This is a genomic window from Actinosynnema sp. NPDC037264 (genome assembly GCF_055603705.1).
The window spans coordinates 82,452-108,203 of the sequence record NZ_JBVJVK010000004.1 but is presented as its reverse complement, the minus strand read 5'-3'; the positions used below and the strand labels follow the sequence as shown (position 1 = coordinate 108,203).

General features: G+C 72.1%; 27 protein-coding genes and 1 pseudogene. 12 read left to right on the top strand and 16 right to left on the bottom strand.

Translation table 11 applies throughout. The features are described 5' to 3' along the window. Positions 1-21: 21 nt before the first annotated feature. The 4 genes from ACZ7GX_RS06790 to ACZ7GX_RS06775 all read right to left on the bottom strand — a co-directional run bounded on the left by ACZ7GX_RS06790 (position 22) and on the right by ACZ7GX_RS06775 (position 5,225). On the bottom strand, positions 22-1,152 hold the full coding sequence (locus ACZ7GX_RS06790) for a glycosyltransferase family 4 protein (RefSeq protein ID WP_498773657.1): 1,131 nt from the start codon (positions 1,150-1,152) through the stop codon (positions 22-24). 9 nt (positions 1,153-1,161) lie between these two features. After that, positions 1,162-2,475 (bottom strand): basic secretory protein-like protein, encoded by a 1,314-nt coding sequence (locus tag ACZ7GX_RS06785; protein ID WP_498773655.1) that lies wholly within the window; start codon positions 2,473-2,475, stop codon positions 1,162-1,164. Between the two features lie 62 nt (positions 2,476-2,537). Next, positions 2,538-3,578: a C40 family peptidase gene (locus ACZ7GX_RS06780; protein WP_498773653.1), complete on the bottom strand. Its 1,041-nt coding sequence runs from the start codon at positions 3,576-3,578 to the stop codon at positions 2,538-2,540. Positions 3,579-3,875: 297 nt separating this feature from the next. After that, positions 3,876-5,225: an NYN domain-containing protein gene (locus ACZ7GX_RS06775; RefSeq protein WP_498773651.1), complete on the bottom strand. Its 1,350-nt coding sequence runs from the start codon at positions 5,223-5,225 to the stop codon at positions 3,876-3,878. Between the two features lie 93 nt (positions 5,226-5,318). Here ACZ7GX_RS06775 and ACZ7GX_RS06770 point away from each other — a divergent pair, with 93 nt between their 5' ends. Continuing rightward, positions 5,319-7,022: a DEDD exonuclease domain-containing protein gene (locus tag ACZ7GX_RS06770; protein ID WP_498773649.1), complete on the top strand. Its 1,704-nt coding sequence runs from the start codon at positions 5,319-5,321 to the stop codon at positions 7,020-7,022. Between the two features lie 42 nt (positions 7,023-7,064). Continuing rightward, positions 7,065-7,349 carry an Lrp/AsnC family transcriptional regulator gene (locus tag ACZ7GX_RS06765; protein ID WP_053718754.1) on the top strand — a complete coding sequence of 95 codons (285 nt, stop codon included), beginning with the start codon at positions 7,065-7,067 and terminating at the stop codon, positions 7,347-7,349. A 13-nt stretch (positions 7,350-7,362) separates the two neighbouring features. Here ACZ7GX_RS06765 and ACZ7GX_RS06760 read toward each other — a convergent pair whose 3' ends face one another. After that, positions 7,363-7,863, bottom strand: coding sequence for an HAD domain-containing protein (locus tag ACZ7GX_RS06760; RefSeq protein WP_498773647.1), 501 nt, complete (start codon positions 7,861-7,863; stop codon positions 7,363-7,365). Between the two features lie 180 nt (positions 7,864-8,043). On the opposite strand from ACZ7GX_RS06760, the gene ACZ7GX_RS06755 reads away from it, so the two are divergent. Then, positions 8,044-8,394, top strand: coding sequence for a hypothetical protein (locus ACZ7GX_RS06755; protein ID WP_498773645.1), 351 nt, complete (start codon positions 8,044-8,046; stop codon positions 8,392-8,394). A 67-nt stretch (positions 8,395-8,461) separates the two neighbouring features. On the opposite strand, the gene qcrB is transcribed toward ACZ7GX_RS06755, so the two are convergent. The 4 genes from qcrB to ctaE are packed head-to-tail and all read right to left on the bottom strand — an operon-like array spanning position 8,462 to position 12,712. Beyond that, on the bottom strand, positions 8,462-10,132 hold the full coding sequence (gene qcrB, locus ACZ7GX_RS06750) for a cytochrome bc1 complex cytochrome b subunit (RefSeq protein ID WP_498773643.1): 1,671 nt from the start codon (positions 10,130-10,132) through the stop codon (positions 8,462-8,464). Continuing rightward, complete coding sequence (gene qcrA / locus ACZ7GX_RS06745) at positions 10,129-11,253, bottom strand: cytochrome bc1 complex Rieske iron-sulfur subunit (RefSeq protein WP_498773641.1); 1,125 nt, start codon at positions 11,251-11,253, stop codon at positions 10,129-10,131. Before qcrA ends, qcrB begins: the two co-directional genes overlap by 4 nt. Beyond that, positions 11,250-12,059: a cytochrome bc1 complex diheme cytochrome c subunit gene (gene qcrC, locus ACZ7GX_RS06740; RefSeq protein ID WP_498773639.1), complete on the bottom strand. Its 810-nt coding sequence runs from the start codon at positions 12,057-12,059 to the stop codon at positions 11,250-11,252. Before qcrC ends, qcrA begins: the two co-directional genes overlap by 4 nt. 44 nt (positions 12,060-12,103) lie before the next feature. After that, positions 12,104-12,712, bottom strand: a complete 609-nt coding sequence (ctaE, locus tag ACZ7GX_RS06735; RefSeq protein ID WP_082404045.1) for an aa3-type cytochrome oxidase subunit III — start codon at positions 12,710-12,712, stop codon at positions 12,104-12,106. Positions 12,713-12,796: 84 nt separating this feature from the next. On the opposite strand from ctaE, the pseudogene ACZ7GX_RS06730 reads away from it, so the two are divergent. The 3 genes and pseudogenes from ACZ7GX_RS06730 to trpD form a co-directional block, all read left to right on the top strand. Beyond that, a pseudogene (locus ACZ7GX_RS06730) lies at positions 12,797-13,174 on the top strand (hypothetical protein); the annotation flags it as partial. 67 nt (positions 13,175-13,241) lie between these two features. Further along, the gene (locus ACZ7GX_RS06725; protein WP_498773637.1) at positions 13,242-13,652 is read left to right on the top strand and encodes a hypothetical protein; all 411 of its coding nucleotides are present in this window, start codon (positions 13,242-13,244) and stop codon (positions 13,650-13,652) included. A 7-nt stretch (positions 13,653-13,659) separates the two neighbouring features. Continuing rightward, a complete protein-coding gene (gene trpD, locus ACZ7GX_RS06720) occupies positions 13,660-14,712 on the top strand; it encodes an anthranilate phosphoribosyltransferase (protein WP_498773634.1) in 1,053 nt (350 codons plus the stop codon). 172 nt (positions 14,713-14,884) lie between these two features. Here trpD and ACZ7GX_RS06715 read toward each other — a convergent pair whose 3' ends face one another. Beyond that, positions 14,885-15,757, bottom strand: a complete 873-nt coding sequence (locus ACZ7GX_RS06715; protein WP_498773632.1) for a LysR family transcriptional regulator — start codon at positions 15,755-15,757, stop codon at positions 14,885-14,887. Between the two features lie 82 nt (positions 15,758-15,839). On the opposite strand from ACZ7GX_RS06715, the gene ACZ7GX_RS06710 reads away from it, so the two are divergent. Then, the gene (locus tag ACZ7GX_RS06710; protein WP_498773630.1) at positions 15,840-16,736 is read left to right on the top strand and encodes an MBL fold metallo-hydrolase; all 897 of its coding nucleotides are present in this window, start codon (positions 15,840-15,842) and stop codon (positions 16,734-16,736) included. Between the two features lie 67 nt (positions 16,737-16,803). Further along, positions 16,804-17,472 carry a lysophospholipid acyltransferase family protein gene (locus ACZ7GX_RS06705; RefSeq protein ID WP_498773628.1) on the top strand — a complete coding sequence of 223 codons (669 nt, stop codon included), beginning with the start codon at positions 16,804-16,806 and terminating at the stop codon, positions 17,470-17,472. A gap of 60 nt (positions 17,473-17,532) precedes the next feature. Here the strand turns inward: ACZ7GX_RS06705 and ACZ7GX_RS06700 are convergent, their stop codons facing one another. Both ACZ7GX_RS06700 and ctaC read right to left on the bottom strand, forming a co-directional pair. Next, positions 17,533-17,949, bottom strand: coding sequence for a cytochrome c oxidase subunit 4 (locus ACZ7GX_RS06700; protein WP_230566755.1), 417 nt, complete (start codon positions 17,947-17,949; stop codon positions 17,533-17,535). A 12-nt stretch (positions 17,950-17,961) separates the two neighbouring features. Next, positions 17,962-18,894, bottom strand: a complete 933-nt coding sequence (gene ctaC / locus ACZ7GX_RS06695; protein ID WP_498773626.1) for an aa3-type cytochrome oxidase subunit II — start codon at positions 18,892-18,894, stop codon at positions 17,962-17,964. A 207-nt stretch (positions 18,895-19,101) separates the two neighbouring features. Here ctaC and asnB point away from each other — a divergent pair, with 207 nt between their 5' ends. Beyond that, entirely contained in the window at positions 19,102-21,030 is a 1,929-nt protein-coding gene (asnB, locus tag ACZ7GX_RS06690; RefSeq protein ID WP_498773624.1) for an asparagine synthase (glutamine-hydrolyzing), read from the top strand. Positions 21,031-21,086: 56 nt separating this feature from the next. Here asnB and ACZ7GX_RS06685 read toward each other — a convergent pair whose 3' ends face one another. Then, a complete protein-coding gene (locus ACZ7GX_RS06685) occupies positions 21,087-21,506 on the bottom strand; it encodes a MerR family transcriptional regulator (RefSeq protein WP_498773622.1) in 420 nt (139 codons plus the stop codon). A gap of 81 nt (positions 21,507-21,587) precedes the next feature. On the opposite strand from ACZ7GX_RS06685, the gene ACZ7GX_RS06680 reads away from it, so the two are divergent. Then, positions 21,588-22,766: an MFS transporter gene (locus tag ACZ7GX_RS06680; RefSeq protein ID WP_498773620.1), complete on the top strand. Its 1,179-nt coding sequence runs from the start codon at positions 21,588-21,590 to the stop codon at positions 22,764-22,766. Between the two features lie 73 nt (positions 22,767-22,839). Then, positions 22,840-23,013 carry a hypothetical protein gene (locus ACZ7GX_RS06675; RefSeq protein ID WP_498773618.1) on the top strand — a complete coding sequence of 58 codons (174 nt, stop codon included), beginning with the start codon at positions 22,840-22,842 and terminating at the stop codon, positions 23,011-23,013. Positions 23,014-23,191: 178 nt separating this feature from the next. Here the strand turns inward: ACZ7GX_RS06675 and ACZ7GX_RS06670 are convergent, their stop codons facing one another. From ACZ7GX_RS06670 to ACZ7GX_RS06660, 3 genes are all read right to left on the bottom strand, one after another. Next, positions 23,192-23,506 (bottom strand): PASTA domain-containing protein, encoded by a 315-nt coding sequence (locus ACZ7GX_RS06670; RefSeq protein WP_498773616.1) that lies wholly within the window; start codon positions 23,504-23,506, stop codon positions 23,192-23,194. A gap of 84 nt (positions 23,507-23,590) precedes the next feature. Next, positions 23,591-23,965, bottom strand: coding sequence for a HesB/IscA family protein (locus tag ACZ7GX_RS06665; RefSeq protein WP_498773614.1), 375 nt, complete (start codon positions 23,963-23,965; stop codon positions 23,591-23,593). Positions 23,966-24,055: 90 nt separating this feature from the next. Further along, positions 24,056-25,075 carry a glycerate kinase family protein gene (locus ACZ7GX_RS06660; protein WP_498773612.1) on the bottom strand — a complete coding sequence of 340 codons (1,020 nt, stop codon included), beginning with the start codon at positions 25,073-25,075 and terminating at the stop codon, positions 24,056-24,058. A gap of 42 nt (positions 25,076-25,117) precedes the next feature. Between ACZ7GX_RS06660 and ACZ7GX_RS06655 the strand changes: the two genes are divergently transcribed. After that, positions 25,118-25,750 (top strand): DUF3043 domain-containing protein, encoded by a 633-nt coding sequence (locus tag ACZ7GX_RS06655; RefSeq protein WP_498773610.1) that lies wholly within the window; start codon positions 25,118-25,120, stop codon positions 25,748-25,750. Positions 25,751-25,752: the final 2 nt, after the last annotated feature.

Below are 25,752 nucleotides of genomic sequence, written 5' to 3'. Positions count from 1 at the left end.
AGGGACCCCCGGGTTCAACGCTCAGGAGTCGATCAAGCCGACCAGGCGGTCGGCCAGGTCGTCCCAGCGCCAGTTCCCGGTGACCCACTCGCGGCCCGCCGCGCCCATCTTCGCGGCCGTGCCCGGGTCGGCCAGCAGCGCGGCGACGGCGTTGGCCACCTCCGCCACCTCGCGCCCGTCGACCACCCGCCCCGTCACGCCGTCGCGCACGGTCTCCGGCGCACCGCCCGAACGCCCCGCCACGACCGGCAGGCCGGTGGCCGACGCCTCCAGGTACACGATCCCCAGGCCCTCGACGTCCAGCCCACGCCCGCGCGTCCGGCACGGCATCGCGAACACGTCACCGGCGTTGTAGTGCGCGGGCAGCTCCTCCCACGGCACCGACCCGGTCAGCACCACGTGCTCCGACACGCCGACCGACGCCGCCAGCCGCTCCAGCGTGCCCCGGTACGGCCCGCCGCCCACCAGCAGCAACGCCGCGCCCGGCACCTGCCGCCGGATCTCCGGCAACGCGCGCACCAGCACGTCCTGCCCCTTGCGCGGCACGAGCCGCGACACGCACACCACCACCGGCCGGTCGCCCAACCCGTACCGGGCCCGCATCTCCGCCCGCGCCTCCGCGGAAGGCGCGAACACCGACGTGTCCACCCCCGACGGCAGGTGCTCCAACGCCGCCATCGGACCGAACGCCGCCGCGAACCGCGACCGCGTGTACCGGCTCACGAACGTCACCACGTCCGCGTCCGAGCCGATCCGCCGCAACGCCTGCCGAGCGCCCGGCAGCATCGACCACCCGACCTCGTGCCCGTGCGTCGACGCCAACACCCGCGAAGCGCCCGCGGCACGCAGCCGTGACGCCATCAGCGCCAACGGCGCGGCCGCCCCGAACCACACGGCGTCACAGCGCGCCCCGCGCAGGATGTCCGACGCCCGCCGCACGACGTCCGGCGTGGGCAGCATCAACGTCCCCGGGTGCCGCACCACCTCGAACGGCTGCGCCGCGTCGAACTCCGGGTGCGAGCCGGACGACGACTCCCACGACGGCGCGTACACCACCAGCTCGGGCAACCGCACGGCCAAGGCGTGCAGGTAGGCCTGGATTCCGCCGGGCCGAGGCGGGAAGTCATTGGTCACCAGCAGGGTCCGACGCACGCGACCACGTTACGGGAACGACCGCCGCAGGAACTCCTGCCACCCGCGCACCAGCGCCGCGGTGTCCCCACCGGTCACCTCCAGCAGCACGCCGTCCACTTCGGACGCCCGAACCCGCGCCAGCCGCCGGTACAGCGCCACCAGCCCCGGCTCGCCGAGCGACGACGCCAGGTACAGGTTCAGCGACCACGCCTGCTGGTAGGCCAGCTCCATCCCGTCGCCGCGGAAGTCGGCGTCCGAGGGCAGCGACGAGGGCAACGACTGCCGCACCCGCGCGGCCAGCAGCGGCGCGGCCTTGGGCGGCGGCACGTCGCTGCGCCGGTAACCCACGTAGTCCGCGAACCCCTCCAGCACCCACATCGGCGCGCCGTCCACGGTCTCGCCGCGCGCGGCGACGTGCGTGATCTCGTGCCGCAGCAGCACCCGCAACGCCAACGGCGACAACGCCCCCGCGCTGTCCGGGTTCAACACCACCCGTTGGCCGCGGGCGGTGTGCGTGTCCGGGTCCACCCGGTCGGCCACCGCGACGCCCGCGATCGCGCCGGTGGCGAACCCCGGTCCGACCAGCGCGACCATCTCCTGCGGGCTCGCCGGGATCAGCACGGCCACCTGGCGCGCCCAGGCCTGGCCCCACACCTCGGTCACGGCCGTGACGGCGCCGTCCAGCTCCGCCAGCACCCGTGCGGCGAGCACCTCGCCGCCGGGGTGGCTCAGCACGAACCCGCCGGTGCCCGTGAGCACGTGGCTCGGCCCGAAGTCCCACGGCCCGCGCCACGTGCGCTTGCCCAAGGGCTCCAGCGCGGTGTCGGAGTTGAGGTACCAGCGGTCGCCGCGCCGGGTGAACAGGTAGGCCATGCCCTGGCTGCTCGGCTCCACGTCCACGCCGCGGAGCCGGTACGACAGCCGCACGTCCGGTGCCCACACCTCGTCGGCTGCGGGCAGGTCCAGCCCAGCGAGGTGGGCACCGGTGACGTCGGCGCCCGTGGCACCGGCCCGCCCGTCGGCGCCGGGTTCCCGGTCGGGCACGTACTCCCACTCCGCCAACGGCACCGAGGCGAGGTTGCGGAACAGGTCGCGCTGCCGCTGCCGGAACCCGGCGTCGGCGAGGGGGTCGAGGTCCGCGGTGAAGGCCGTCTCGTCCCGGTCCAGCACGGCCCGCGCGCGCCGTTCGAGCAGCGCCCGCACGGCCTCCGAGCGCGAGGTGGCGGCGGTGTCGGCCGACGCGGGCGGCGCGGACGGGGTCGCCGGGACCACGGCCGTGACCAGTCCGGCGAGGAACGTCACGGCCACCAACGCGGCCAGCACACCCCGAAAACGGCTCACGAGCCTCCAAAGTCAACGGCAGGGCCACCCCCGTAGAGGATGGCCCTGCCGGACGACGACTGTCAGCCCGCGATGCGCCGCATCGCGTAGATGCTGCCGGGGTTCTCCAGCGGCACCACCTTGACCGGGACGCCGTCGGTGGACGCGTGCACGACCCGCGCGTTGTCCACCGCCATGCCCACGTGGTTGCCACCGTTGTAGATGATCAGGTCGCCCGCCTGGACCTCGCCGCGGCTGACGGGACGCCCGGCGCCCGCCTGACCGCCGGAGGTGCGCGGGATCGTCACGCCGGCGTACGCGTAGGCCTTGGACGTCAGGCCGGAGCAGTCCCAGCGGTCCGGACCGGTCGCGCCGTACAGGTACATGTCGCCCTGCTGCTCCAGCGCGAACTGCAGCGCCGCACCCGCCGCGCCCGCGGGCACGTTGGTGGTGACGCGCTGGCCGACGCTGGTCAGCGTGTTGCGCTCCTGCGCGGTCAGCCGGTTGAGCTGGTTCCTGACCTCGGTGATCTGGCCCTGCAGGTCGGTCTGCCGCTTCTTGACGTCGTCGGCGATCTTGATCGCCTCGTCGGTCGCGGCCTGCGCGCGGGCCTGGGCGTCCGCCGCCTTCTGCCGGGCGTCCTCGGCCGCGTCGACGGCGCCGGAGAGCCGTTCGAGGGACTCGGTGTTGTCCGACGCGAGCACGCCGAGCGCGGACATGCGGTTCAGGAAGTCCTGCTGGGAGTCGGACACCAGCAGCGCCGACAGCTGGTTGAACCGGGCGCCCTCGAAGGACGCCTCCGTCAGCTTGTCGACCTGGACCCGGAAGGTCTCCTCGTCGGTCCGCGCCTGCTCGCCGGCCTGGGTCGCCTGCGCCAGGTCGGCGTTGGCCTTGTCCAGCTCGGTCTGGTTGGCGTTGCGCTGCTCTTCGGCGCGCAGGAGTTCTTCGTTGAGCTTGGTGGCCTGCTCGGCCAGCTCGTTGTACTTCTTCAGCGCCTCGGAGGCGTTCGCGGGGGTGTTCGGCTGGGCTCCGGCGGGTACGGGCAGGACGCCCACCGCGGCAGCGGCCACCGCCGTGGCCGCCATCGCCCCGCGCAGGCCGCGCTTGAGTCGTTGCGACGCCACAGTCGCGTGTGTCTCCTTCGTCTGATCCCGCCTGCCGGCCGGGCGCAGGACGCAACCCGACACACCTCTGGTGAGAGATTCCGGCTCGGCTCCCCGACAGGCCGATTCGGCGGTGAACCCGCGTCGCGGCCCAGGATGGACCACTGCTCGCCGCGAGATCTCGGCTAGGTTACGAAAAGTGAGGTCCGGCGTCCACTAGCGGGGCAAGGAAATCACGTCGAGTTCACCTTTGTTCTCAAACGGCCTAGCTGTGACCTGGTCGTGTGACCACCGGTGGTGTTAAAAACACGATCTGTGTCACACACGGCCCAGGCGTGCGAGCAGCACCGCGGACGGCACCGGGTGCGCGCCGCGCCGCCGGACGGAATCGGCCACCGCCCGGTCGGACGTCACCACGACCACCGGACGGCCCTCGGGCTCGGCGGTCACCAGCGCCCGGATCACGTCGTCGGCCAGCACGCCCGGATCGCTGAACAGCACCCGCACCCCGCGCGGCGCCGACGTCGGCACGGCCACCACGCCCGCGCCGTCGAACACCAGCGTCACCTCCGCGCCGGTGCGCGCCGCCAGCACGGCCAACTGGTGCACCAACCGGTCCCGCTGGTCCGACAGCGACAGCTCCGGGTAGCCCGTCTTGGTGACGTTGTAGCCGTCCACGATCAAGTGCACGGCGGGCAGCGCCAGCAACCGGTCCAGCGCCGCCGGGTCCTCCACCCGGCCGACCACGCCCTGCGCCGCGCTGGCCCCGCGCACCAGGTCCGCCGGCCGCGGGCCCGCGCCGCCCAGGGCCAACTCCCGGCGCAGCCCGTTCACCGCGCCGTCCAGCGTGTCGACCAGCAGGGCCAGCCGCACCTCGTCGGCCTGCCGCGCCTCCTTGGCCGACTGGCGCGCCACCTCCGCGTCCGACTCGGCCCGCTGCGCCTTGGCGCGCTCGTGCTCGGCGCGCTCGCGCTCGCGGTCCCGTTCGGCGGTCAACCGGCGCAGCGCGGCCTCGGCCTCCGCGCGCACCCGGTCCGCCTCCGCCGACGACGACTCGGCCCGGTCCTTGGCCTCGCGCAGCCGCACGCCCTGCTCGCGCAACCGTTTGCGCAGCCGTTCCAGCTCGGCCTCGGACGCCTCGCGGATCTTGTCCACCGCGCCGCCCGCCTCGGCCCGCTCCGCCTTCAGCCGCTCCAGCTCGACTTCGAGCCGCTCGGCCCGCTGCACGGCCAGGTCGCGCTCGGAGCGCAGCGCCGCGTCCGCCACGCGCCTGCCGACCAGCTCGATGAAGTGGGACGCGACCTCCTCGCCCTGCAGGATCGCCGCCGCGCCGGCCGCCACCGGGTCGGGCGAGGTCACCTCCAGCGCCGCCGGCCGGTTGCGCCGCAGCCACTCGACGACCGCGGCCCGGAAGTTCGCCGACGACTTCAGGCCGCCGACGAGCACCGGCGCGCCCAGTCGGGCCCGCTTGGTGGGCGCGAACCGGGCGACCGCGCGCAAGGACTGCGGGATGTCGACCTTCGCCAAGTCCCCCAACGCATCCGCGCTCAACTCCGCGAGCCGCGCGCGCAGCGGCTCGGGCAGGGCGGACCAGTCCACAGTGGACTCGACGGCCTGGGCCGGTCCCAGGTCGTCCGCGTCGGCCGGTGGCTCGATCGGGTCTTGCACCCGTACAGGCTAGCTGTGCCGCGTGACGTCGCTGTGCTCGATCACCGCCGCTCCGCGCCGGACTGTCGGTGGGTGCCGCTACGGTGCGCCGCGATGACTACTCAGCTCACGTTCGACGAACTGGGCACACCGCTGCGCGAGACCACGTTCGTCGTGTTCGACCTGGAGACCACCGGCGGCCGGGCGGACGGCGACGCGATCACCGAGATCGGTGCGGTGAAGGTGCGCGGCGGGCGGGTGATCGGCGAGTTCGGCACCCTCGTCGACCCCGAGCGGGGCATTCCGCCGCAGGTCGCGGCCCTGACCGGGATCACCCAGATGATGGTGACCGGCGCGCCGAAGCTGACCACGGTGCTGCCCGCGTTCCTCGAGTTCGCCGCCGGCGCGGTCCTGGTCGCGCACAACTCCGGCTTCGACGTGGGGTTCATCAAGGCCGCCTGCGCCCGGCACGGGTACACGTGGCCCAAGCCGACCGTCGTGTGCACGGTGAAGCTGGCCCGCCGGGTGCTCAGCCGGGACGAGGCGCCGAGCTGCCGGTTGTCCGCGCTGGCCCAGCTGTTCGGCGTGTCCGTGCAGCCGAACCACCGCGCGCTGATCGACGCCCGCGCGACCGTCGAGGTGCTGCACCACCTGCTGGAGCGGGTCGGTTCGGTCGGCGTGCACTCGCTGGAGGAGCTGGTCGCCTACCTGCCCGAGGTGACGCCGGCGCAGCGGCGCAAGCGGACGCTCGCGTCGCACCTGCCGTCCACCCCGGGCGTCTACCTGTTCCGCGGGCCGTCGGAGGAGGTGCTGTACGTCGGCACGGCGTCGGACCTGCGGCGGCGGGTGCGGCAGTACTTCACCGCGAGCGAGGGCCGCAAGCGGCTGCGGGAGATGGTGTCGCTGGCCGTGCGGGTGGACGCGGTGGAGTGCGCGCACTCGTTGGAGGCGGAGGTGCGGGAGCTGCGGCTGCTGACCGCGCACAAGCCCGCCTACAACCGGCGCTCCAAGAACCAGGGGCAGGCGTGGTGGCTCGTGCTGACGGACGAGGCGTTCCCGCGCCTCTCCGTGGTCCGCACGCCGCGTGAGGGCGCGCTCGGCCCGTTCCGGTCCCGGCGGCTCGCCGAGACGGCGCTGGAGGCGGCGCTGGAGGCCGTGCCGCTGCGGGCGTGCTCGATCCGGATCCCGGCGCGCAACGCCTCCGCCACGCCGTGCGCGCTGTTCGAGCTGGGCAAGTGCAAGGCGCCGTGCGCGGGACGCCAGTCGGTGGACGACTACTCCCCCGCCGCGTCGGCGTTCCGCCGGCTGGTCGCCGGTGCGGACGTCGCGCCGCTGCGGGAGCTGACCGCGCAGATCGACGCGCTCGCCCTCGCGCACCGGTTCGAGGACGCCGCCACCCGCCGTGACCGGATGTCGTCGTTGGTGCGCTCGTTGGACCGGGCTCAGCGGCTCGCGGGGCTGGCGGCGCTGCCCGAGGTGGTGGCCGCGCGGCCGGACGGGTCCGGCGGGTGGGAGTTCGCCGTGGTGCGGCACGGGCGGCTGGCGTCGGCCGGGGTGGCGCGGCGCGGCACGCGGCCGATGCCGGTGGTCGACGCGCTGGTGGCGTCGGCGGAGACGGTGATCCCGGGCGAGGGCCCGCTGTTCGGCGCGCCCGCCGAGGAGGTCGGCGTGGTGCTGCGGTGGATCGACCGGCCGGGCACGCGGCTCGTCTACTGCGAGCGCCCGTGGACCTCGCCCGCGTTCGCCGCCGGCGCGTGGCGGGAGTGGGTGGCGCGCGCCGAGGCCGGTCGCGACCAGTACCGGATGGCCGGCCACTAGCATGTGGTCGGTCGATACCCCGACGACTTGTGGAGGACCGCTGTGATCACCGCGATCGTGCTGATCCAGGCCGCCGCCGAGACCATCCCGGACGCGGCGCAGGCGATCGCCGACATCGAGGGCGTCACCGAGGTCTACTCGTGCGCCGGCGACGTCGACCTGATCGCCCTGGTCAAGGTCGCCCGGCACGAGGACCTCGCCGACCTGGTGCCCGGCCACATCTCCAAGGTGCCCGGCGTGCTGAACACGGACACCCACATCTCGTTCCGGTCGTACTCGAAGCGCGACACGGACGCGGCGTTCGCCATCGGCCTCGAAGACGCCTGACCGACCACCCCGGTCAGACCGCCCCCAACCACTCGCGGAGCACGGCGTAGTCGTCGTCCGCGAGCCCTCGGCGCGGGTCCACCCGGTGCAGCAGGGCCGGGCCGGGGTGGTGCTCGGCCACCCACGCGCGGTCGGCGTCGGTCAGCTCGTCGTCCACCCAGGCGAACGGCCGGCCCGCCGCCCGGGCCACGAGGGCGCGGGTCTTCCAGTGCAGCCCGGCGCGTTCGTCGTGCTCATCGGCCTCGGACGGCTCCGGCCACACCACCACCGGCAGCCGCGGCAGCCCGATCCGCGGCGCCACGTCGTCGTTCGCGTCGGCCATCCACGTGGTCGCCCAGACCAGCTCGCACGGCAGCGCCGCCAACCGCGGGCCGTGCCGGGGGTCGAGCCTGGCCACCAGCGGGTTCGCCCCGGCAAGGACCGTGCCGAAGGTCGGGTACCGGTCGCCGCCGAACGGGATGAGCGGCCCGTCCACGTCGAGGAACAACAACGGGCGCCGGTCGAGGTCTGCCACGACGGCACGATAGCCGCCGGCGCCGGGAGCAGGGGTTCGCCGGCGCGCGCCGGGAGCAGGGTTCGCCAGCGCCCGCCGGGAGCAGGGGTTTGCCGACGAGGGTCGGGAGCAAGGGGTCGCCGGCGCGGGCCGGGAGCGCGCGCACCTGCGGCGACCCGCGTCCCGGCTAGGGTCACTCCCGTGTGCGAGTACTTCGCGATCCGCGCCGCCGACGGCGGGGCGTTGCCGCTCGCGGACGTCGGTGAGCGGCTCGTCGCGCTCGGGCTCAGGCACGACCGCGCCGCCACCTGGCTCACCGGGGGCGAGACCGGCGCCATGATGGTCAACGCCGAGGTCGACGCCTCCGGCCGGTTCGCGACGGCGCCGGACGACCTCGTGGTCAGCCTCGACGTCACGCGGTGGTGCCCGCACTCCCACCGCACGGCGCTGTGGCCCGACGAGGCCACCACCCGGGCCCAGCACCACCTGCTGGACGCCCTCGCGCGCACGCTGGGGTGGACGCTGCTCGACCAGGACGACCCGGCCTACTGACCCCCGACCCGGGCACGACGAGGGCCCCGCACCTGGAGCAGGTGCGGGGCCCTCGTCGTCAGAACCGTCAGTCCTCCGGCTGGGCCGGCTTCCCGGCCAGCTCGCCCGCCGGCTTGTTCTCGGCGGTCAGCGAGTCCGCCGCGACACCGCGCTCGGCCCGCGCGCGGGACAAGGCGGCGGTCTCCTCCTGCGGGTCCGGGGTCAGGAAGCTGCCCGGCACCGGGTGGCCGGCCGAACCCAGCTTGTTCATCTTCTTCGGCACCGACGCGCCCTGGTAGGCCAGCGGCAGCGGGTGGCCGTGCTCGTCCACCGGGCCCAGCGGCTGGTGGACCTCGATGAACTCGCCGTGCGGCAGGCGCTTGATGATGCCCGTCTCGACGCCGTGCTCCAGCACCTCGCGGTCCGCGCGCTGCAAGCCGATGCAGATGCGGTAGGTGATGAAGTACGCCAGCGGCGGGACGAGGAGCATGCCGATGCGGCCCATCCACGTCATCGCGTTCAGCGAGATGTCGAACTTCATCGCGATGATGTCGTTGCCGCCCGAGAGCAGCAGCACCATGAAGTACGAGATCGCCATGGCGCCGAGCGACGTCCGGACCGGCACGTCGCGCGGGCGCTGCAGCAGGTTGTGGTGCGCGTAGTCCTTGGTCATCTTGCGCTCGATCCACGGGTACACCGCCGCGAGACCGGTCAGCAGCGGCAGGCCCAGGAGGAACGGCAGGAACGGCGCGGGCACCGTGTAGTTGCCCAGGTACAGCTCCCACGCGGGCCACAGGCGGATCAGGCCGTCGGTCCAGCCCATGTACCAGTCGGGCTGCACGCCCGCCGACACCTGCGCCGCGTTGTAGGGGCCGAAGTTCCAGATCGGGTTGATCTGGAAGATGCCGCCCATGATCGCCGTGACCGCCACGACCACGGCGAAGAACCCGCCGCCCTTGGCCGCGAACACCGGCATGATGCGCACGCCGACGACGTTGGTCTCCTTGCGGCCCACGCCCGGGAACTGCGTGTGCTTCTGGTACCAGACCACGCCGAGGTGCACCGCGATCAGCGCCAGGATGATGCCCGGGATGACCAGGATGTGCAGCGTGTAGAGCCGCGGGATGATCTCCGTGCCGGGGAACTCGCCGCCGAACGCCAGCCAGTTGATCCACGTGCCGACCACCGGGAACGAGATCAGCAGCGCCGCCATCACCCGCAGGCCGGTGCCGGAGAGCAGGTCGTCGGGCAGCGAGTAGCCGAGGAAGCCCTCGATCGCGCCCAGCATGAACAGCACGATGCCGATGACCCAGTTGATCTCACGCGGGCGGCGGAACGCGCCCGTGAAGAAGATCCGGAACATGTGCACGACGATCGCGCCCATGAACAGCAGCGCGGCCCAGTGGTGGACCTGGCGGACGAACAGGCCGCCGCGCACCTCGAACGAGATGTGCAGGGTCGACTCGAACGCCCGGGACATCTCGATGCCCTGGAGGTTCACGAAGCTGCCGTTGTAGACGACCTCCTCCATGGAGGGGTCGAAGAACAGCGCCAGGTAGGTGCCCGACAGCAGCAGGACGATGAAGCTGTACAGCGCGATCTCGCCGAGCAGGAACGACCAGTGCGTCGGGAAGACCTTGTTCAACTGCTTCCGCATGCCGGAAGCCATGTGGAACCGGTCGTCGGCCCACTTGGCGGCGCCACCCGCCACGCGGGCGCCCGCGCCCTGCCGTTTCGTCGGCGTGGTGATGCCACTCATGACTTACGCTCCCAGAACGCCGGACCCACGGCCTCGATGAAGTCGCCGCGGGCAATCAAGTATCCGTCCTCGTCAACCGTGATCGGAAGCTGCGGCAGGGCACGGGTCGCCGGACCGAACCGGGGCTTGGCGTAGTGGAAGACGTCGAACTGCGACTGGTGGCAGGGGCACAGGAGCAGGCCGGTCTGCTGCTCGTACAGCGAAGTGGGGCACCCGAGGTGGGTGCAGATCTTCGAGTACGCGTAGAAGTCGCCGTAGTTGAAGTCCTCCTGGCCCGCGCGCTTGGTCACGGCCTGGCCGGGGCGCAGGCGGATGAGCATGACCGGGCTGTCGGCCCGCTTCAGCGCGTGCACCAGGGCTTCTTCGTCGTCGCGCTCCGACTCGCGGAACGGGAACACCGTTTCGAAACCACCGGCTTCGAGGTCCTCCGGGCGCACCAGCGCGACGTCGTGGAAGTTGCCCGTGTGCCGGCGCAGGTAGACCTTCTCGCCGTTCTCGGACTTCCACGCGGTGTGCCAGAGCGAGTCCTTCGAGTCGCTGTCCGCCCACGGGTTCTTGATCAGGCCGCCGAGCGGCACGGCCAGCACGCCGAGGCCGAACACGCCGGCGCCGAGGCCCGCGGTCCGCTTGATGAGCGAGCGGCGGCCGATCGTGGAGCGCTCGCCGGCGTCGGCCAGCTGCGCCACGATCGTGGCCTTGTCCACCTCGGACGAGCCGCCCTCGTGGCGCTGCTGGACGGACAGCTCCTCGGGGATGAACTTCTTCGTGTACAGCAGCGCGCCGACGCCGAGGCCGAGGATCGACAGGCCCAGCGTGAAACCGATGACCGGCGTGTAGAGGCTGTACAGGATGTGCTCGTTCGTGTGCGGAGCCTCGTACTTCCACGGCCACCAGATGAACGCCACGAGGAAGGCGATGCCGGCGAGCGCGGCGATGGCGAACCAGAGGGCCACCAGTCGCTCGGCGCGCTTCTCCGCGCGCGTGCCCTTGACCGGCCAGCGGTCCTCGTAGTGGACGATCTCGACGCCGTCCAGCGCGGTGCCGAGCTTGACCAGCTCGTCCCGGCTCATCTCGGCGAGTTCCGCCTCGTCTGGCAGCTCGTTCGGCTTCACGCCGCTCATGCCTTGGCTCCGATCCAGAGGGTCACGCCGATGAGTGCGGCGATACCCACGATGAACGCGATCAGACCCTCCGATACCGGCCCTAGGCCGCCGAGGGGGGCGCCGCCGGGGTTGTTGTTCCCGTCGGTCACCGACTTGATGTAAGCGATGATGTCCTTCTTCTCCTCCGGCGTGAGCTGCCGGTCGGAGAACTTCGGCATGTTCTGCGGGCCCGTGAGCATCGCGGTGTACAGCTGCTCCTCGGACACGCCGTCGAGCTCGGGCGCGAACTTGCCGGACGACAGCGCCCCGCCGCGGCCGGTGAAGTTGTGGCACGCCGAGCAGTTGAGCCGGAACAGCTCGCCGCCGCGGGCCGGGTCCTCGCCGCGCAGCGCCTCGCCGCGCTCCGCGGGGGTCTGCGGGCCGCCGCCGCGGGTCTGGATGAACGCGCCGATCGCGTCCACCTCCTCCGGCGTGAACTTGGCGGGCTTGCGCTGCGCCTGCGCCTCCTGGCGGGCCATCGGCATGCGACCGGAGGACACCTGGAAGAACACGGCCGCCTCGCCGACGCCGATCAGGCTGGGTCCGCGGTCCTCGACGCCGTCGAGGTTCTCGCCGTGGCAGGTGATGCAGGTGTTGTTGTAGAGCTGCTCGCCCAGTCGCACCTGCGCCGGGTCGTCCTGCGCCTGCGCGGTCTGCGGCTGCGGCGCGAGGGCGCTGAACAGGAAGCCCGCGGCCAGCAGCGCGAAGCCCAGCGCGAGCAGGCCCGAGATCCGCCTGCGCAGCTTCGTGCCGCGCTTCCGGGCCCGTGTGGTGTTGGTGGTCATGTGTGCGGCAACCCTTGCTGGTGTGAGTTCGGGGTACGAGCTGGTCAGGGCACGATGTAGATGATGGCGAACAAGCCGATCCAGACGACGTCGACGAAGTGCCAGTAGTACGACACGACGATCGCGGAGGTCGCCTGCGCGGGCGTGAACTTGCTCAGCTTCGTGCGGACCAGCAGGTAGCCGAACGCGATCAGGCCACCGATCACGTGCAGGCCGTGGAAGCCGGTCGTCAGGTAGAAGACGGTGCCGTAGGCCGAGGCCGGGATCGTCGTGCCCTCGCTCACGAGGGTGACGTACTCACCGGCCTGACCGGCGACGAAGATCGCGCCCATGATCAGCGTCACGATGTACCAGCGGCGCAGCCCGAACACGTCACCCCGCTCGGCGGCGAACACGCCCCACTGGCACGTGAACGAGGACGCCACCAGGATGATCGTGAAGAACAGTGCGTAAGGCACGTTCAAGTGGGTCGGTGCTGGTGGCCAGTGCCCTTCGTTCTGGGCCTTCACCGTGAAGAACATGGCGAAGAGCCCGGCGAAGAACATGAGCTCACTGGACAGCCAGACGATCGTGCCGACGCTGACCATGTTCGGGCGGTTCAGCGAGTGCACGCGCTGGCCGATTGAGGGCGCTGCCGTTGTCACACGACGCATTATTGCTTGCAGGTTTTCGTCCCGCCCATCGGGTCCGGGGCACGTACGCAGGTCATCTGGGTCACACGCACGGTGAGGACGGTCATGGGGTTGTTGAGCCGGTGGCGTGATCGACGCGCGCGACGGGGTGTACCCGCACTGGAGATCGATTCACCCGGCCTGGCGGTGGTGGTGGAGGCGTTCGACGTCGCGGAGGCCGACTCGGCTGCGCTGGCCAGGTCGCCCCGGTGGCGACCGGACGAGCCCGCGGTCCTGCGCCACCACCTCGAACTGCCGCCTGACCAGGTAGAACGTGCGCGTGAGCTGCTCGCGCCGGACGGCTGGGCGCTCCGCCGCGAAGATCGCTGGCACGCGTTGCGGGTGCAGCGGTTGGACGCGTTGGGCTGCGCTCAGGAGCGGGCCCGGATGGCGAGCCTGGCCCAGCGGCTCGGCGGCGACTGGATCGGGTGGGACGCACTGCAAGTCACGCACGGTCAGCCGGATAACATCTGGGTCACCTCGCACCCCGACCCGCCGGAGGATCGCGCCGATGAGCACGCAGACGACCAGGATCCTGGTGTTCAGCCACCGCCCCGAGGTGCGTGAGACGATCATCACTGCGGTGGGCCGCCGACCCGCGCCCGACCTGGGTCGCGTCGAGTACGTCGAGGTCGGCAAGATCGCCGACGTCCTGTACGAGATGGACAACGGCGGCGTCGACCTGGCGATCCTGGACGGCGAGGCGCAGCCCACCGGCGGCATGGGCCTGTCCCGGCAGCTGAAGAACGAGATCACCGACTGCCCGCCGATCGTGGTCGCGGTGCGCCGCAAGGACGACCGGTGGCTGGCGACGTGGTCGCAGGCGGACGCGGTGCTGGTGCACCCGCTCGACCCGCTGGCCGCCGCCGAGACCGTGGCCGAGGTGCTGCGCTCGACGGCGCTGCCCGCCGTCCGGGGCTGAGGTCGCCGTGGAGCGCACCTGGCCGTTACTGCTGAACCAGCTCGTCGACCGCGTCGACCTGTCCCAGGGCGACACGGCGTGGGCGATGGACCAAGTGATGTCCGGCGCCGCGACGCCCGCGCAGATCGCCGCGTTCGCGGTGGCGCTGCGGGCCAAGGGCGAGACGCCGGAAGAGGTCGACGGCATCGCCACGATGATGCTGCGGCACGCCCGCCGGTTCACCGTGGACGTGCGCGCGGCGGACATCGTCGGCACGGGCGGTGACAACTCCGGGTCGGTGAACATCTCGACCATGGCGGCGATCGTCGCGTCCGCCGCCGGCGTGCCGGTGGTCAAGCACGGCAACCGCGCGGCGTCGTCCAAGTGCGGCACGGCGGACGTGCTCGAAGCGCTCGGCGTGGCCATCGACCTGCCGCCGCTGGGCGTGCAGCAGACGGTGGAGGAGCTGGGCATCGGGTTCTGCTTCGCGCCGGTGTTCCACCCCGGTTTCCGGCACGCGGGCGCGCCGCGGCGCGAGATCGGCATCCCGACCTCGTTCAACCTGCTCGGCCCGCTGACCAACCCGGCGCAGCCGAAGGTCGGTCTGGTGGGGTGCGCCCGGGTGGCGTTCGCGCCGCTGATCTCGGGCGTCTTCGCCCGTCGGGGCAACACCGTGCTGGTCGTGCGCGGTGACGACGGGATGGACGAGATCACCACGACCACCACGACGTCGGTCTGGGTCGCCGACGGCGGCGAGGTGCGGACCGACCGGATCGACCCGTCGGCGCTGGGCATCGCGCCGGCGCTGGCCGACGACCTCAAGGGCGGCGACGCCTCGGTGAACGCCGAGGTCGTGCGCGACCTGCTGGCCGGGAAGCCGGGCGCGGTGCGGGACGCGGTGCTGCTCAACGCGGCGGGCGCGCTCGCCGCGCACGGCGGGCTGTCGGGCGACCTGCACGCGGACCTCGCCGGCGCGATGGGCCGGGCCGCCGCGGCGATCGACTCCGGCGCGGCGGCGGACCTGCTGCGGCGGTGGGCGGCGCGGTCGTCGGAGCTGAAGGCGTCCCTCGCGGACGGGTGACCTCGACGGCTGCGTGACCGCCCGAACCGACGGGTGAACGCCCGCGCGGCCGGGTGCCCCAGGCGGCCGGGCAACCCCGGCGGTCAGGTGACCCAGGCGGGTCAGGTGCGCGCCCGAGCCGTCGACCAACCCCCAGCGGCCAGCGGCCGGGTGAACGCCCGCGCCGTCGTCGTCAGCGGTCCTCTTGCGACGCTCGCGCGCCGTAGGCGGCCGCGGCGATGCGGGCGAACGAGCGCACGAGCGGGCCCGGTTCGGCGCCGACCCAGGCCACGACCAGGCGGCTCGGCGGCAGGTCGACCAGCGGCACCGTGGTGAGCCCCTCGGGCAGCGCGTGGCCCAGCGGGGCCAACCCCACCGAGCCGTTCCACAGCACGGCTTGCAGGCACTCGTGCGCGGTGCGCACGACCGGTCCCTCACGGTGCTTCCCGCCGCTCCAATAAGCCCGCCAGACCGGGTCCGCGCCCTCCGGCAGGCGGAACCACCGCCGGTCGGCCAACTCGTCGGAGTGCACGCTCCCCCGGCCGGCCAAGGGGTCGTCCACGCGCAGGACCACGCCGACCGGATCGCTGCGCAGCACGTGCGTGACGATGCCCGTGTCGTCGAACGGCGCCCTGGTGAGGGCCACGTCGGCCAAGCCCGCCCGCAGCCCCGTGGTCGGGTCGGCGAAGTCCGCCTCGCGGATCCGGACCCGCACGCCGGGGTGGCGCGCGCGGTAGGTGGCGGCCAGCCGGGCGCCCACCTGCTCGGCGCTGTCGGCGAGGGTGCCGATCGTGATCGTCTCCGTGCCCGCCGCGGCGGCCACCTTGGCGCGGACCTCGTCGGCCCGCGCCAGCAGCGTGCGCGCCTCGTCGTAGAGCGACGCGCCGGCCGGGGTGAGGGCCACCCCGGCCGGCGAGCGGTGCAGCAGCACGTGGCCGAGCTCGGTTTCGAGCTGCTTGATCGCACGGCTGAGCGGCGGCTGGGTCATGTGCAGCCGGGTGGCGGCTCGTCCGAAGTGGAGTTCTTCGGCGACGGCGACGAAGTAGCGCAGCTCGCGGAGGTCCATCACCGGCGACGATACCGGGACGGTATCGGCGGTGCGGTACGGGTCTTGGACGCCTCCGCCCGGTCCGGAGTGGACTGGTCGCATGACCGGACCCACTTCGTTGCCCGACCCCGCCGTGCGGGTCTCCGACGCCCGTGACCTCGCCCGTGACCTCGTGGTGGTCCCGGACGGTGGCGTGCCGCTCGTGCCCAACATCGGCGTCATCGGCGGCTCGCACTCCGTGCTCGTGGTCGAGACCGGGTTGGGCGTGCGCAACGCGGAAGCCGTGCTGGAGTTCGCGGTCGAGCACGCCCGCGGCCGCAGGCTGTACCTGACCACGACCCACTTCCACCCCGAGCACGCGTTCGGCGCGCAGGTCTTCGCGGGCGAGGCGACCTTCCTGCTCAACCGCGACCAGGCCGACGACCTGGCGCGGAAGGGCCCCGGCTACCTGGAGATGTTCCGCGGGCTCGGCGAGTCGGTCGCCCAGCGGCTCGTCGGCGTCGAGCTCGTGCGTCCCGACCTCGTCTACGACCGCGAGCACACGCTGGACCTCGGCGGCCGGGTGGTGGAGCTGCGGGCCACGGGCCGTGCGCACAGCCGGGGCGACCAGGTCGTCCGGGTGCCGGACGCGGACGTGCTGTTCACCGGCGACCTGGTGGAGGCGGGCCAGTTCGCGATCTTCCCGTGGTTCCCGCCGCACGACACCGACGTCTCGGGCACCCGCTGGCTCGCGGTGCTGGAACGCCTCGCCGCGACCGGCGCGCGCACCGTCGTGCCCGGTCACGGCGAGGTCGGCGACGCGCGGCTGCTCGCCGACGTCCGCGACTACCTCAGGCTGCTGCGCGACGAGACGTGGGCACGCCGCGGTTCGGCGATGGGCGAACAGGCGATCGCCGCGGAGGTCGAGGCGTTGATGGTCGAACGCCACCCCGGGTGGACCGGTCGCGAGTGGATCGGGAAGGGCGTCGGCTGCCTGTGCGCCGAGCACCCCGCGTGAACGACCGCGCCAGAGATTGCGGCCACCTTTTCACCGCCGCGCAACGGGGGCCAGTCATGCTGTCCACATGCTCTACACGGTGATGAAACGAGTGGTGGCGCCCACGGCGCGGCTGGTCTACCGGCCGACGGTCGAAGGGCTGGAGAACGTGCCCGCCGACGGTCCGGTGATCCTCGCGCCGAACCACCTGTCGTTCATCGACAGCGTCGTCATCCCGATGGTGGTGCCGCGCCGCGTCTCGTTCCTCGCCAAGGCCGAGTACTTCGAGGGCAAGGGCGCCAAGGGCGCGCTGTCCCGCTACTTCTTCGGCTCCCTCGGCCACGTCCCCGTGCGCCGGGGCCTGGGCCGGGCCGCCAGGGCGTCGCTGGACACCGCCAAGGACATCCTCGACCGCGGCGGCGCGTTCGCCATCTACCCCGAGGGCACGCGCTCGCTGGACGGCCGCCTGCACCGCGGTCGCACCGGCGTGGCCCGGATGGCGCTGGAGTCCGGCGCGCCGGTCGTCCCGGTCGGGATCATCGGCACCGACCAGGTGCAGCCGGTCGACCGCAGGCTGCCCCGCGTCCGCCCGATCACCGTCCGGTTCGGCGAGCCGCTGCGCTTCGACCGCTACGCGGGCATGCAGGAGTCGCTGCCGGTGCTGCGCTCGGTCACCGACGAGATCGTCTACCGCATCCTGGAGCTGTCCGAACAGGAGTACGTGGACAGCTACCAGAGCTCGAACGCCGCCGCCTGACGGCCCGGACACGACGAAGGGGCCCACCTCGCGAGGTGGGCCCCTTCGTCGACGTCGGGCTCAGTCGTGGCTCGGACCGGTGTGGTACTCGAACACCAGGCCGCCGACGGCGATCAGCACGAGCACCACGGCGATCACCAGCAGCCAGATGTGCCAGAACGCGAGGGCGACACCCGCCGTCGCGGCGGCCGCCGCGAGGCCGATCGGCCAGTAGCTGCCGGGGCTGAAGAAGCCCAGCTCACCGGCGCCGTCGCTGACCTCGGCGTCCGCGTTGTCCTCGGGCCGCACCTCGATGCGCCGGGCGACGAACCGGAAGTACGTGCCGACGATCAGCGCCAACCCGCCGGTCAGCGCGAGCGCCACCGTGCCGGTCGGCTCGACGAAACCGGTGTCCGCCCAGGTCCAGTAGCCGTACACGACGGCCATCAGGAACGAGAACGCCATCACCAAGTCAAAAATGCGGGCTTCGACCTTCATCGCAGCGTCCTCCTACTTCCCACCGTCGGACGCCTCGCGGACAGTCCGGTCGGTGTCGAAGGGCTTGGTCGTCACGGCGTGCGGCGTGCACAGCTCACCGCAGTCCAGCTCGGTCAACGCCTCAGCGGCGCTGTAGGGCTGCCCGGTGTCCGGGTTCGTCTCCTGCCGCAGCTGCATGTACCGGTCGAAGTCGGCCGACTCCAGCGCCCTGACCTCGAAGTTCATCACGGCGTGGTAGACGCCGCACAGCTCGGCGCAGCGACCGACGAACGACCCGGTCCGGTCGATCTGGTCGATCTGGAACGAGTTGTCCTGGTTGTTCTTCTCCGGCTCGGGGAAGACGTCCCGCTTGAAGTGGAACTCCGGCACGTAGAACGAGTGGATGACGTCGGTCGACCGCAGGTTGAAGCGGATCGACTTGCCCTGCGGCACCACCAGGAGCGGGATCTCGCCGGACGTGCCGACGGTGCTCACGGGCAGGTCCGCGGTCTCGGTCTTGAACTGGGGGTACTGGAACTCCCAGTTCCACTGGAACGCGATCACGTCCACCGTGACGTCCGGGGTCTTGGACTTGTCGGTGACGTAGTTCTGCGTCACCGCGGTGAAGTAGAACAACACCGCGACGATGATCGTCGGCACGACCAGCAGCACGAGCTCCAGCGGCAGGTTGTAGGCGACCTGGCGGGGCAGCTCCTCGCTCTTCTTGCGGTGGAACGCGACCGACCAGAGGATCAGGCCCCACACGATCACGCCGACCGCGAGAGCCGCGACGACCGACCAGGTCCACAGCTCGCGCATCGCCTCGGCCTGCGGCGTCACGGCCACCGGCCAACCGAAGCGCAGCACCTCTTCCGTGGAGCAACCCGTGGCCCCGACGCCGACCAGGCCGACCAGCCCGCCGACCTTCGCCAGCCGGGCTGCCCTGGTGCCCTCCTTCAGGCCCACTGCTCGCCGCCTCCTCAGTCGCCCTCAACGTCAAAAAGCTCGCAGGCAGGGACGTGGAAGCGCCCCATGCCGGATCATGCGGGAGCGTAGCTCAGCGCACGGCGCGTCACCCGTCGGGGGCTGCCCCCTTGGAGTGCAGTTTCGGTCACACACCGGCCCCCCGGCATACTGGAGTCTTCTCCACACGACACGAAGGGTGTTTACGGCGTGTGCGGCCTGGTAGGACTGGTTTGCCCTGGCGAGAACGAGGCCGAGCGGGCGCGCTCGGCGGTGGCGGGGGCACTGCGCTGCATGCGCCACCGCGGCCCCGACGAGAGCGGCACCTGGCAGGGCGGTGAGGTCGTCTTCGGCTTCAACCGCCTGTCCATCATCGACATCGAGCACTCGCACCAACCCCTGCACTGGGGTCCGCACGACCAGCAGGGTCGCTACGCGATCCTGTTCAACGGCGAGATCTACAACTACGTGGAGCTGCGCGCGGAGCTGACCAAGCAGTTCGGCGCCGTGTTCGCCACCGACGGCGACACCGAGACGATCGTGGCCGCCTACCACTACTGGGGCCCGGCCGCCGTGGCCAGGCTGCGCGGCATGTTCGCGTTCCTGATCTGGGACAAGGCGCGCCGGGTCGTCTTCGGCGCGCGCGACCCGTTCGGCATCAAGCCGCTGTACTACGCGGCCGGTCCGGGCGGCGTGGCGTTCTCCAGCGAGAAGAAGTCGGTGCTGGAGCTGGCGCCGGCGATCGGCATCCGCCCGAAGGTCGACGAGAAGGCGCTGCAGCACTACCTGATCCTGCAGTACGTGCCGGAGCCCGAGTCGCTGCAGAGCGAGATCCACCGCATCGAGTCCGGCACGTCGTTCACGCTCAAGCCGGGCGGCAAGCCGGTGGTCGAGCGGTACTTCCCGGCCACGTTCCGGCCGCGCGCGGTGCGCGGCGAGGCGGACGAGAACCGGCTGTACGACGAGATCACCGAGGCGTTGCGCGACTCGGTGGCCAAGCACATGCGCGCGGACGTGACGGTCGGCTCGTTCCTGTCCGGCGGCATCGACTCGACCGTGGTCGCGGCGCTGGCCAAGGAGCACAACCCGGACCTGATCACGTTCACCACGGGGTTCGAGCGGCAGGGCTACTCCGAGATCGACGTGGCCGCCGAGTCTGCCGCCGCGATCGGGGTCAAGCACGTGGTCCGGGCGGTGACGGCGCAGGAGATGATGGACGCCCTGCCGCTGATCACGTGGTACCTGGACGACCCGGTGGCCGACCCCGCGCTGGTGCCGTTGTGGTTCATCGCCCGCGAGGCGCGTGAGCACGTGAAGGTCGTGCTGTCGGGCGAGGGCGCGGACGAGCTGTTCGGCGGCTACACGATCTACCGCGAGCCGCTGTCGCTGGCGCCGTTCGAGAAGGTGCCGGGCGCGTTGCGCAAGGCCATGGGCAAGGTGTCCACGAAGATCCCGCAGGGCGTGCGCGGCAAGGACCTGCTGCGGCGCGGGGCGCTCACGCTGGAGGAGCGCTACTACGGCAACGCGCGGATCTTCATGGACGACCAGATCCAGCAGGTGCTGCGCACGTACGACCCGAGCGTGTCGCACAAGGACGTGACGGCGCACGTGTACCGGGAGTCGGAGGGCTGGGACCCGGTGACCCGGATGCAGCACGTGGACCTGTTCACGTGGCTGCGCGGCGACATCCTGGTCAAGGCCGACAAGATGACGATGGCGAACTCGCTCGAGCTGCGGGTGCCGTTCCTGGACCCCGAGGTGTTCCGGATCGCGTCGCAGGTGCCGTCGGAACTGAAGCTCACCAAGGAGACGACCAAGCACGCGTTGCGCCGGGCGATCCGCGACATCGTGCCCGCGCACGTGCTCAACCGGCGCAAGCTGGGCTTCCCGGTGCCGATCCGGCACTGGCTGAAGGACGAGATGCACGACTGGGCGGTGGAGACCGTGCGCCAGTCGCAGACCGACCAGTACCTCGACAAGGGCGCGGTGCTGCGGATCATCGAGGAGCACCGGTCGGGTGTCGCGGACCACAGCAGGCGGATCTGGGCGCTGCTGGTGTTCATGATCTGGCACGGGATCTTCGTGGAGGGCCGGATCCGCCCGGTCGTCCCCGAGCCGCACTACCCCGTCAAGCTCTAGCTCCCCCGCGGTGAAGGCCCCCGGCGCGCGCGTGCCGGGGGCCTTCGCGCGTGGTCTCAGCCGGCCTTCTGCACCGGTTCCGACTCGCACCTCGCGTCGGCCTTCTCGGCCATGATCCGGCTGACGTCGCCGACCAGCCTGGTCAGGTGCTCCTTGGTGCGGGCCAGTTGCTCGATGCGGCCCTCGACGGACGCGAGCTCGTCGTTGAGCATGCGCAGGAGGGGCACGCAGCCCGCCTCGTCCTCGGGCAGCTGGACGTCCTGGTCGAACGCGTGCGCGAGCACCAGCTTGGCCAGGCGCACGTTCAGGCCGGAGTTGATGAGGCAGCGGACGCTGCGGACGCGTTCCACATCGGACTCGTCGTAGACGCGGTAGCGGGAATCCGTGCGCTGGGGCGTGAGCAGGCCCTGTTGGTCGTAGTAGCGCAGCATGCGCACGGTGGCGCCGGTCTTCTCCGCGAGCTCCCCGATCAGCACTTATTCCCACCCCTGTCCAGAAGAGCGCTTGATCACGCAACCTTGACCCTGACGTCAGTGTCACACTTTAGCGTCGTCGTCGTGATCGCCTTCATCCTGATGCTCAGCGCCTTCGCGGTGGGCACCTCCGAGTTCATCATCGTCGGCGTGCTGCCCGAGGTGGCCGCCGACCTCGGCGTCGACGTGCCGACCGCGGGCCTGCTGGTGACCGCCTACGCCATCTCGGTCGCCCTGGGCGGTCCGGTGCTCACCGTGCTCACCGGGCGCATCGCGCGTCGCAAGCTCCTGATCTCCGTCATGGCGCTGGCCCTGGTGGCGTCCCTGGGCAGCGCCCTGGCCGACGACTACACCCTGCTCATGGTCGCGCGCATGGTGGCCGCGCTCGCCCAGGGCCTGTTCTTCGCGGTGGCGTCCCAGATCGCCATCGCCGCCGTGCCGCCGGAGAAGCAGACCGCGGCCATCGCCAAGGTCGTCAACGGTGTCGCCCTGTCCACCATCCTCGGCATCCCGCTCGGCACGCTGATCGGCCAGAACTACGGCTGGCGGGCGTCGTTCGTGCTGGTCAGCGCGTTGACCGCGATCGGGCTGGTCGGGGTCGTGCTCGGCACGCCGAAGGTCGCGCACGAGCCGGAACCCGGCGTGCGGGCCAGCCTGTTCGCGTTCGGCAGGCGGACCGTGCTGCTGGGCCTGGCCACCACGATCCTGTCGTTCACCGGTCTGATCACGGCGTTCACGTACGTGGCGCCCGCGTTGCGCGAGGTGAGCGGTTTCGAGCCGGGTTGGGTGACCGGCGTGCTGCTCGTGTACGGCCTCGGGACGCTCGTCGGCAGCACGCTGGCGGGCAAGGTGGCGCCGGACCGGATCGCCCGCGTGCTGCCGATCCCGCTGGCCGTGCTCGGCGTGATGCTGCTGGCGCAGGGCCTGATGCTGGAGAGCAAGGTGGCGGCCGTGGTGAGCGTGTTCGTGCTGGGCGCGAGCGCGTTCACGGCGGGTCCGCTGATCCACACCTACCTGATGGGGCAGGCGGGTTCGGCGGCCGGGCTGGTCGCCTCGGTGAACATCTCCGCGTTCAACGTGGCCGCGGCGCTGGGCCCGATGCTCGGCGGCGTGGTGCTGACCAGCGGGCTCGGCCTGCGGTGGGTCGGGACCGTCGGCGGCCTGTCGACCGTGCTGGGCGTGGCGGTGGCCCTGGTGGTCGGCAAGGTGACCGCCCGTCCCGCAACGTCCACCGCACCCACACCGCTGGCCGCACACGTGTGAGCGGGCCCCACCGAGCGGTGCTACCGCCCGGTAGGGCTTCTGTCAAGCCTTCGGCACGAATACGGTCGCCGATGTGAGGAACACCGAGGCGGACACGTTGGCCGAACTGATCGAGGACTGCACCGACCTGCCGCGCGAGCTGCGCGGCGCGGAGGCCGAGCCCCACCCCGAGCCCGGGGCCGCGACGCCGTGGCGGGTGGACGACGCCAATTACGCCCAGGTCGCCGACCTGGACGCCTACGTCTGAAGCTGCGACCGCACGCGCTTCAGCCTTCGCACGGCGTCGGCGGCGGTCCGCACGAGCCGAGCGACCTCCAGCAGTTCCCGAGCGCGTCCGGCCGACGCCGGGTCACGCACGCGGCCGACGCGGGCGCCGAGACTCACTCGGCAAGGCTGACCAGAGCCCGGCGGCAAGGCGCCGTCGCTCACTCGGCGTGGTCCTCGATCGGGTCGGCCTTGAGTTCGTCCTGCGTGGGCGGTGGGTGGCGTGGTTCGCGGTCGCCCGCGCCGCCCTCGTCGGGACGCTCCTCGAAGTCGATCATGACCGGCGTGCCGCGGCGCACCCGTCGGCCGGCGGTGGGGTCCTGCGCGGTGACGACCCAGATCCCGGGCCAGGTCAGCTCGCCCAGCGGCGGCCCGTCCAGGTGACGAGAGGTCACGACCACACCCGCGTCGTGGCCCGTCGTCCGCGCCTGCCGGACGGTCAGGCCTACTAAGTGGGGCACTTCCGCGTGCGTCATGGTCGCCAGCGTCCCACCCGGAGCAACGGAAAAGGCCCCCGCCGTGGCGGGGGCCTCTCCGTGAACCGCGGTCCAGCGGGTCGATCAGTGGAACGAGTCGCCGCAGGCGCACGAACCGCCGGCGTTCGGGTTGTCGATCGTGAAACCCTGCTTCTCGATCGTGTCGACGAAGTCGATCACGGCACCCTCGACGTACGGCGCGCTCATGCGGTCGACGGCCACCTTCATGCCGTTGAAGTCGCGCAGCGCGTCACCGTCGAGCGTGCGCTCGTCGAAGAACAGCTGGTAACGCAGCCCCGCGCAACCACCGGGCTGGACGGCGATGCGCAGGTGCATGTCGTCGCGCCCCTCCTGGTCCAGCAGCGCCTTGGCCTTCACGGCAGCCGCCTCGGTCAGCGTCACGCCGTGGGTGGGCGGGGCGTCAGGAGTCGTGGTGACTGCGTCCTGAGCGGTCGTCATGGCTCTCCCTCAGAGGTCCTTTGCGGGCATCTATCTCCGGGCAACACGGGAAGTACCCGCTTTGTTCCTACCCCCATGGTCGCACAGACGTCACGGCCGGGAGTGTGACCACTGCCTCGCCACGCGGGCGGCGAGGTCGGCCAGCGTCCCGTACGGGTCCGCGAGGCTGCGCTCCACCGATCCGGCGTGCTCGGCCACCGAGTACGACTCCTGCACGCCCACCGCCGCTGCCTCCCGCCTGCCCACCGTGACCTGGCCCGCGAGCACCACGCAGGGCACGCCGCGCTCGGCCGCGCCACCGGCCACGGCGGTCACCAGCTTCCCGCGCAGCGACTGCCAGTCGAAGCTCCCCTCACCGGTCACGGCCAGGTCGGCGTGGTCCAGCGCTTCATCCAACCGGGTGAGCTCCCGCACCATTCCCGCGCCGGACGCCACCTCGGCCCCGAGCGCCATCAGCGCGGCTCCGAGGCCACCCGCCGCACCCGCGCCGGGCCGGTCGCGGACCTCGGCCAACTCGTCCATCGCCGCCAGCCGCGCCTCCAGCCGCGCCACCGCTCCGGGTGACGCGCCCTTCTGCGGGCCGAACGTGCGCGCGGCGCCGTGCGGGCCCAGCAGCGGGTTCTCCACGTCGGCGGCGGCGACCAGCCGGGCGGTGACGGCGCGGACGGTCTCCCGCAGCCCCGCGCCGCCGTCCGTCGTCCCCGAGCCGCCGAGGCCGACCACGATCGTGTGCACGAGGGCGTCGCCGGCCGCGTTGACCAGCTCGCCGACACCCCTGGTGGTGGCGGTCTCGGCGGCCCGCGCGCGCTCGTCGACGGGGACGAGGTGCAGGCCACAGGCCTGGGCGGACTCGACGTACGCGGACCCGTCGTGCTCCAGCCACGTCGCCTCGACGGGCGCGCCGAGCGGTCCGGTGACGGTCGTCGTGTGGAGCGTGCCGCCCAGCGCGGCGTGCAGGACGTCCACGAAACCCGGCCCGCCGTCGGCCAGCGGGCGCAGCCGGAGGTCGTCGTCGGGAGCGGTGCGGCGCCAGCCCTCGGCCACGGCCTCGGCGACCTCACGCGCGGTCAGCGTGCCGCCGAAGCAGTCCGGCGCAATGACAACTCGCACCTCGCGAACAGTACTTATCGGGGCATCTCCTACTCTGGTGTGGTGAGGTTCCTGCGCCGCAACGCCGACGAAGCCGCCGAGACCACCACCGAGGACGCTCCCGCGGAGGTGAACCCGGCCGATCCGTCGCGCACGCCAGGCAAGGGGCGGCCCACGCCGAAGCGACGCGAGGCCGAGGGCAAGCGGCGCGGCCCGGTGCCGCCGCCGCCCCGGACGCAGCGGGAGGCGTTGAAGCGGGCGCGCGGGAACAAGGTGTCCAAGGAGGAGCGCCGCGCGGCGGCGGCCGAGCGCCGGCAGCGGATGATGGCGGGCGAGGACAAGTACCTCCTGCCCCGCGACCGCGGCCCGGTGAAGGCCTACATCCGCGACGTGGTCGACTCGCGGCGCAACCTGATGGGCCTGTTCATGCCGCTGGCCATCCTGGTGTTCGTCGCGCTGCTCGTGCCGATGCCGGACGTCCAGCAGTACGCGACGCTGCTCACCACGTTCATGCTGCTGGCGATGATCGTGGAGGGCTTCGTGCTCGGCCGGATGGTGAACCGGCGGGTGCGGCTGAAGTTCCCCAACGACACGACCCGGGGCCTGTCCATCGGCTGGTACTCGTTCATCCGCGCGAGCCAGCTGCGGCGCCTGCGCGTCCCCAAGCCGCGGGTGAGCCCCGGCGACAAGGTCTGACC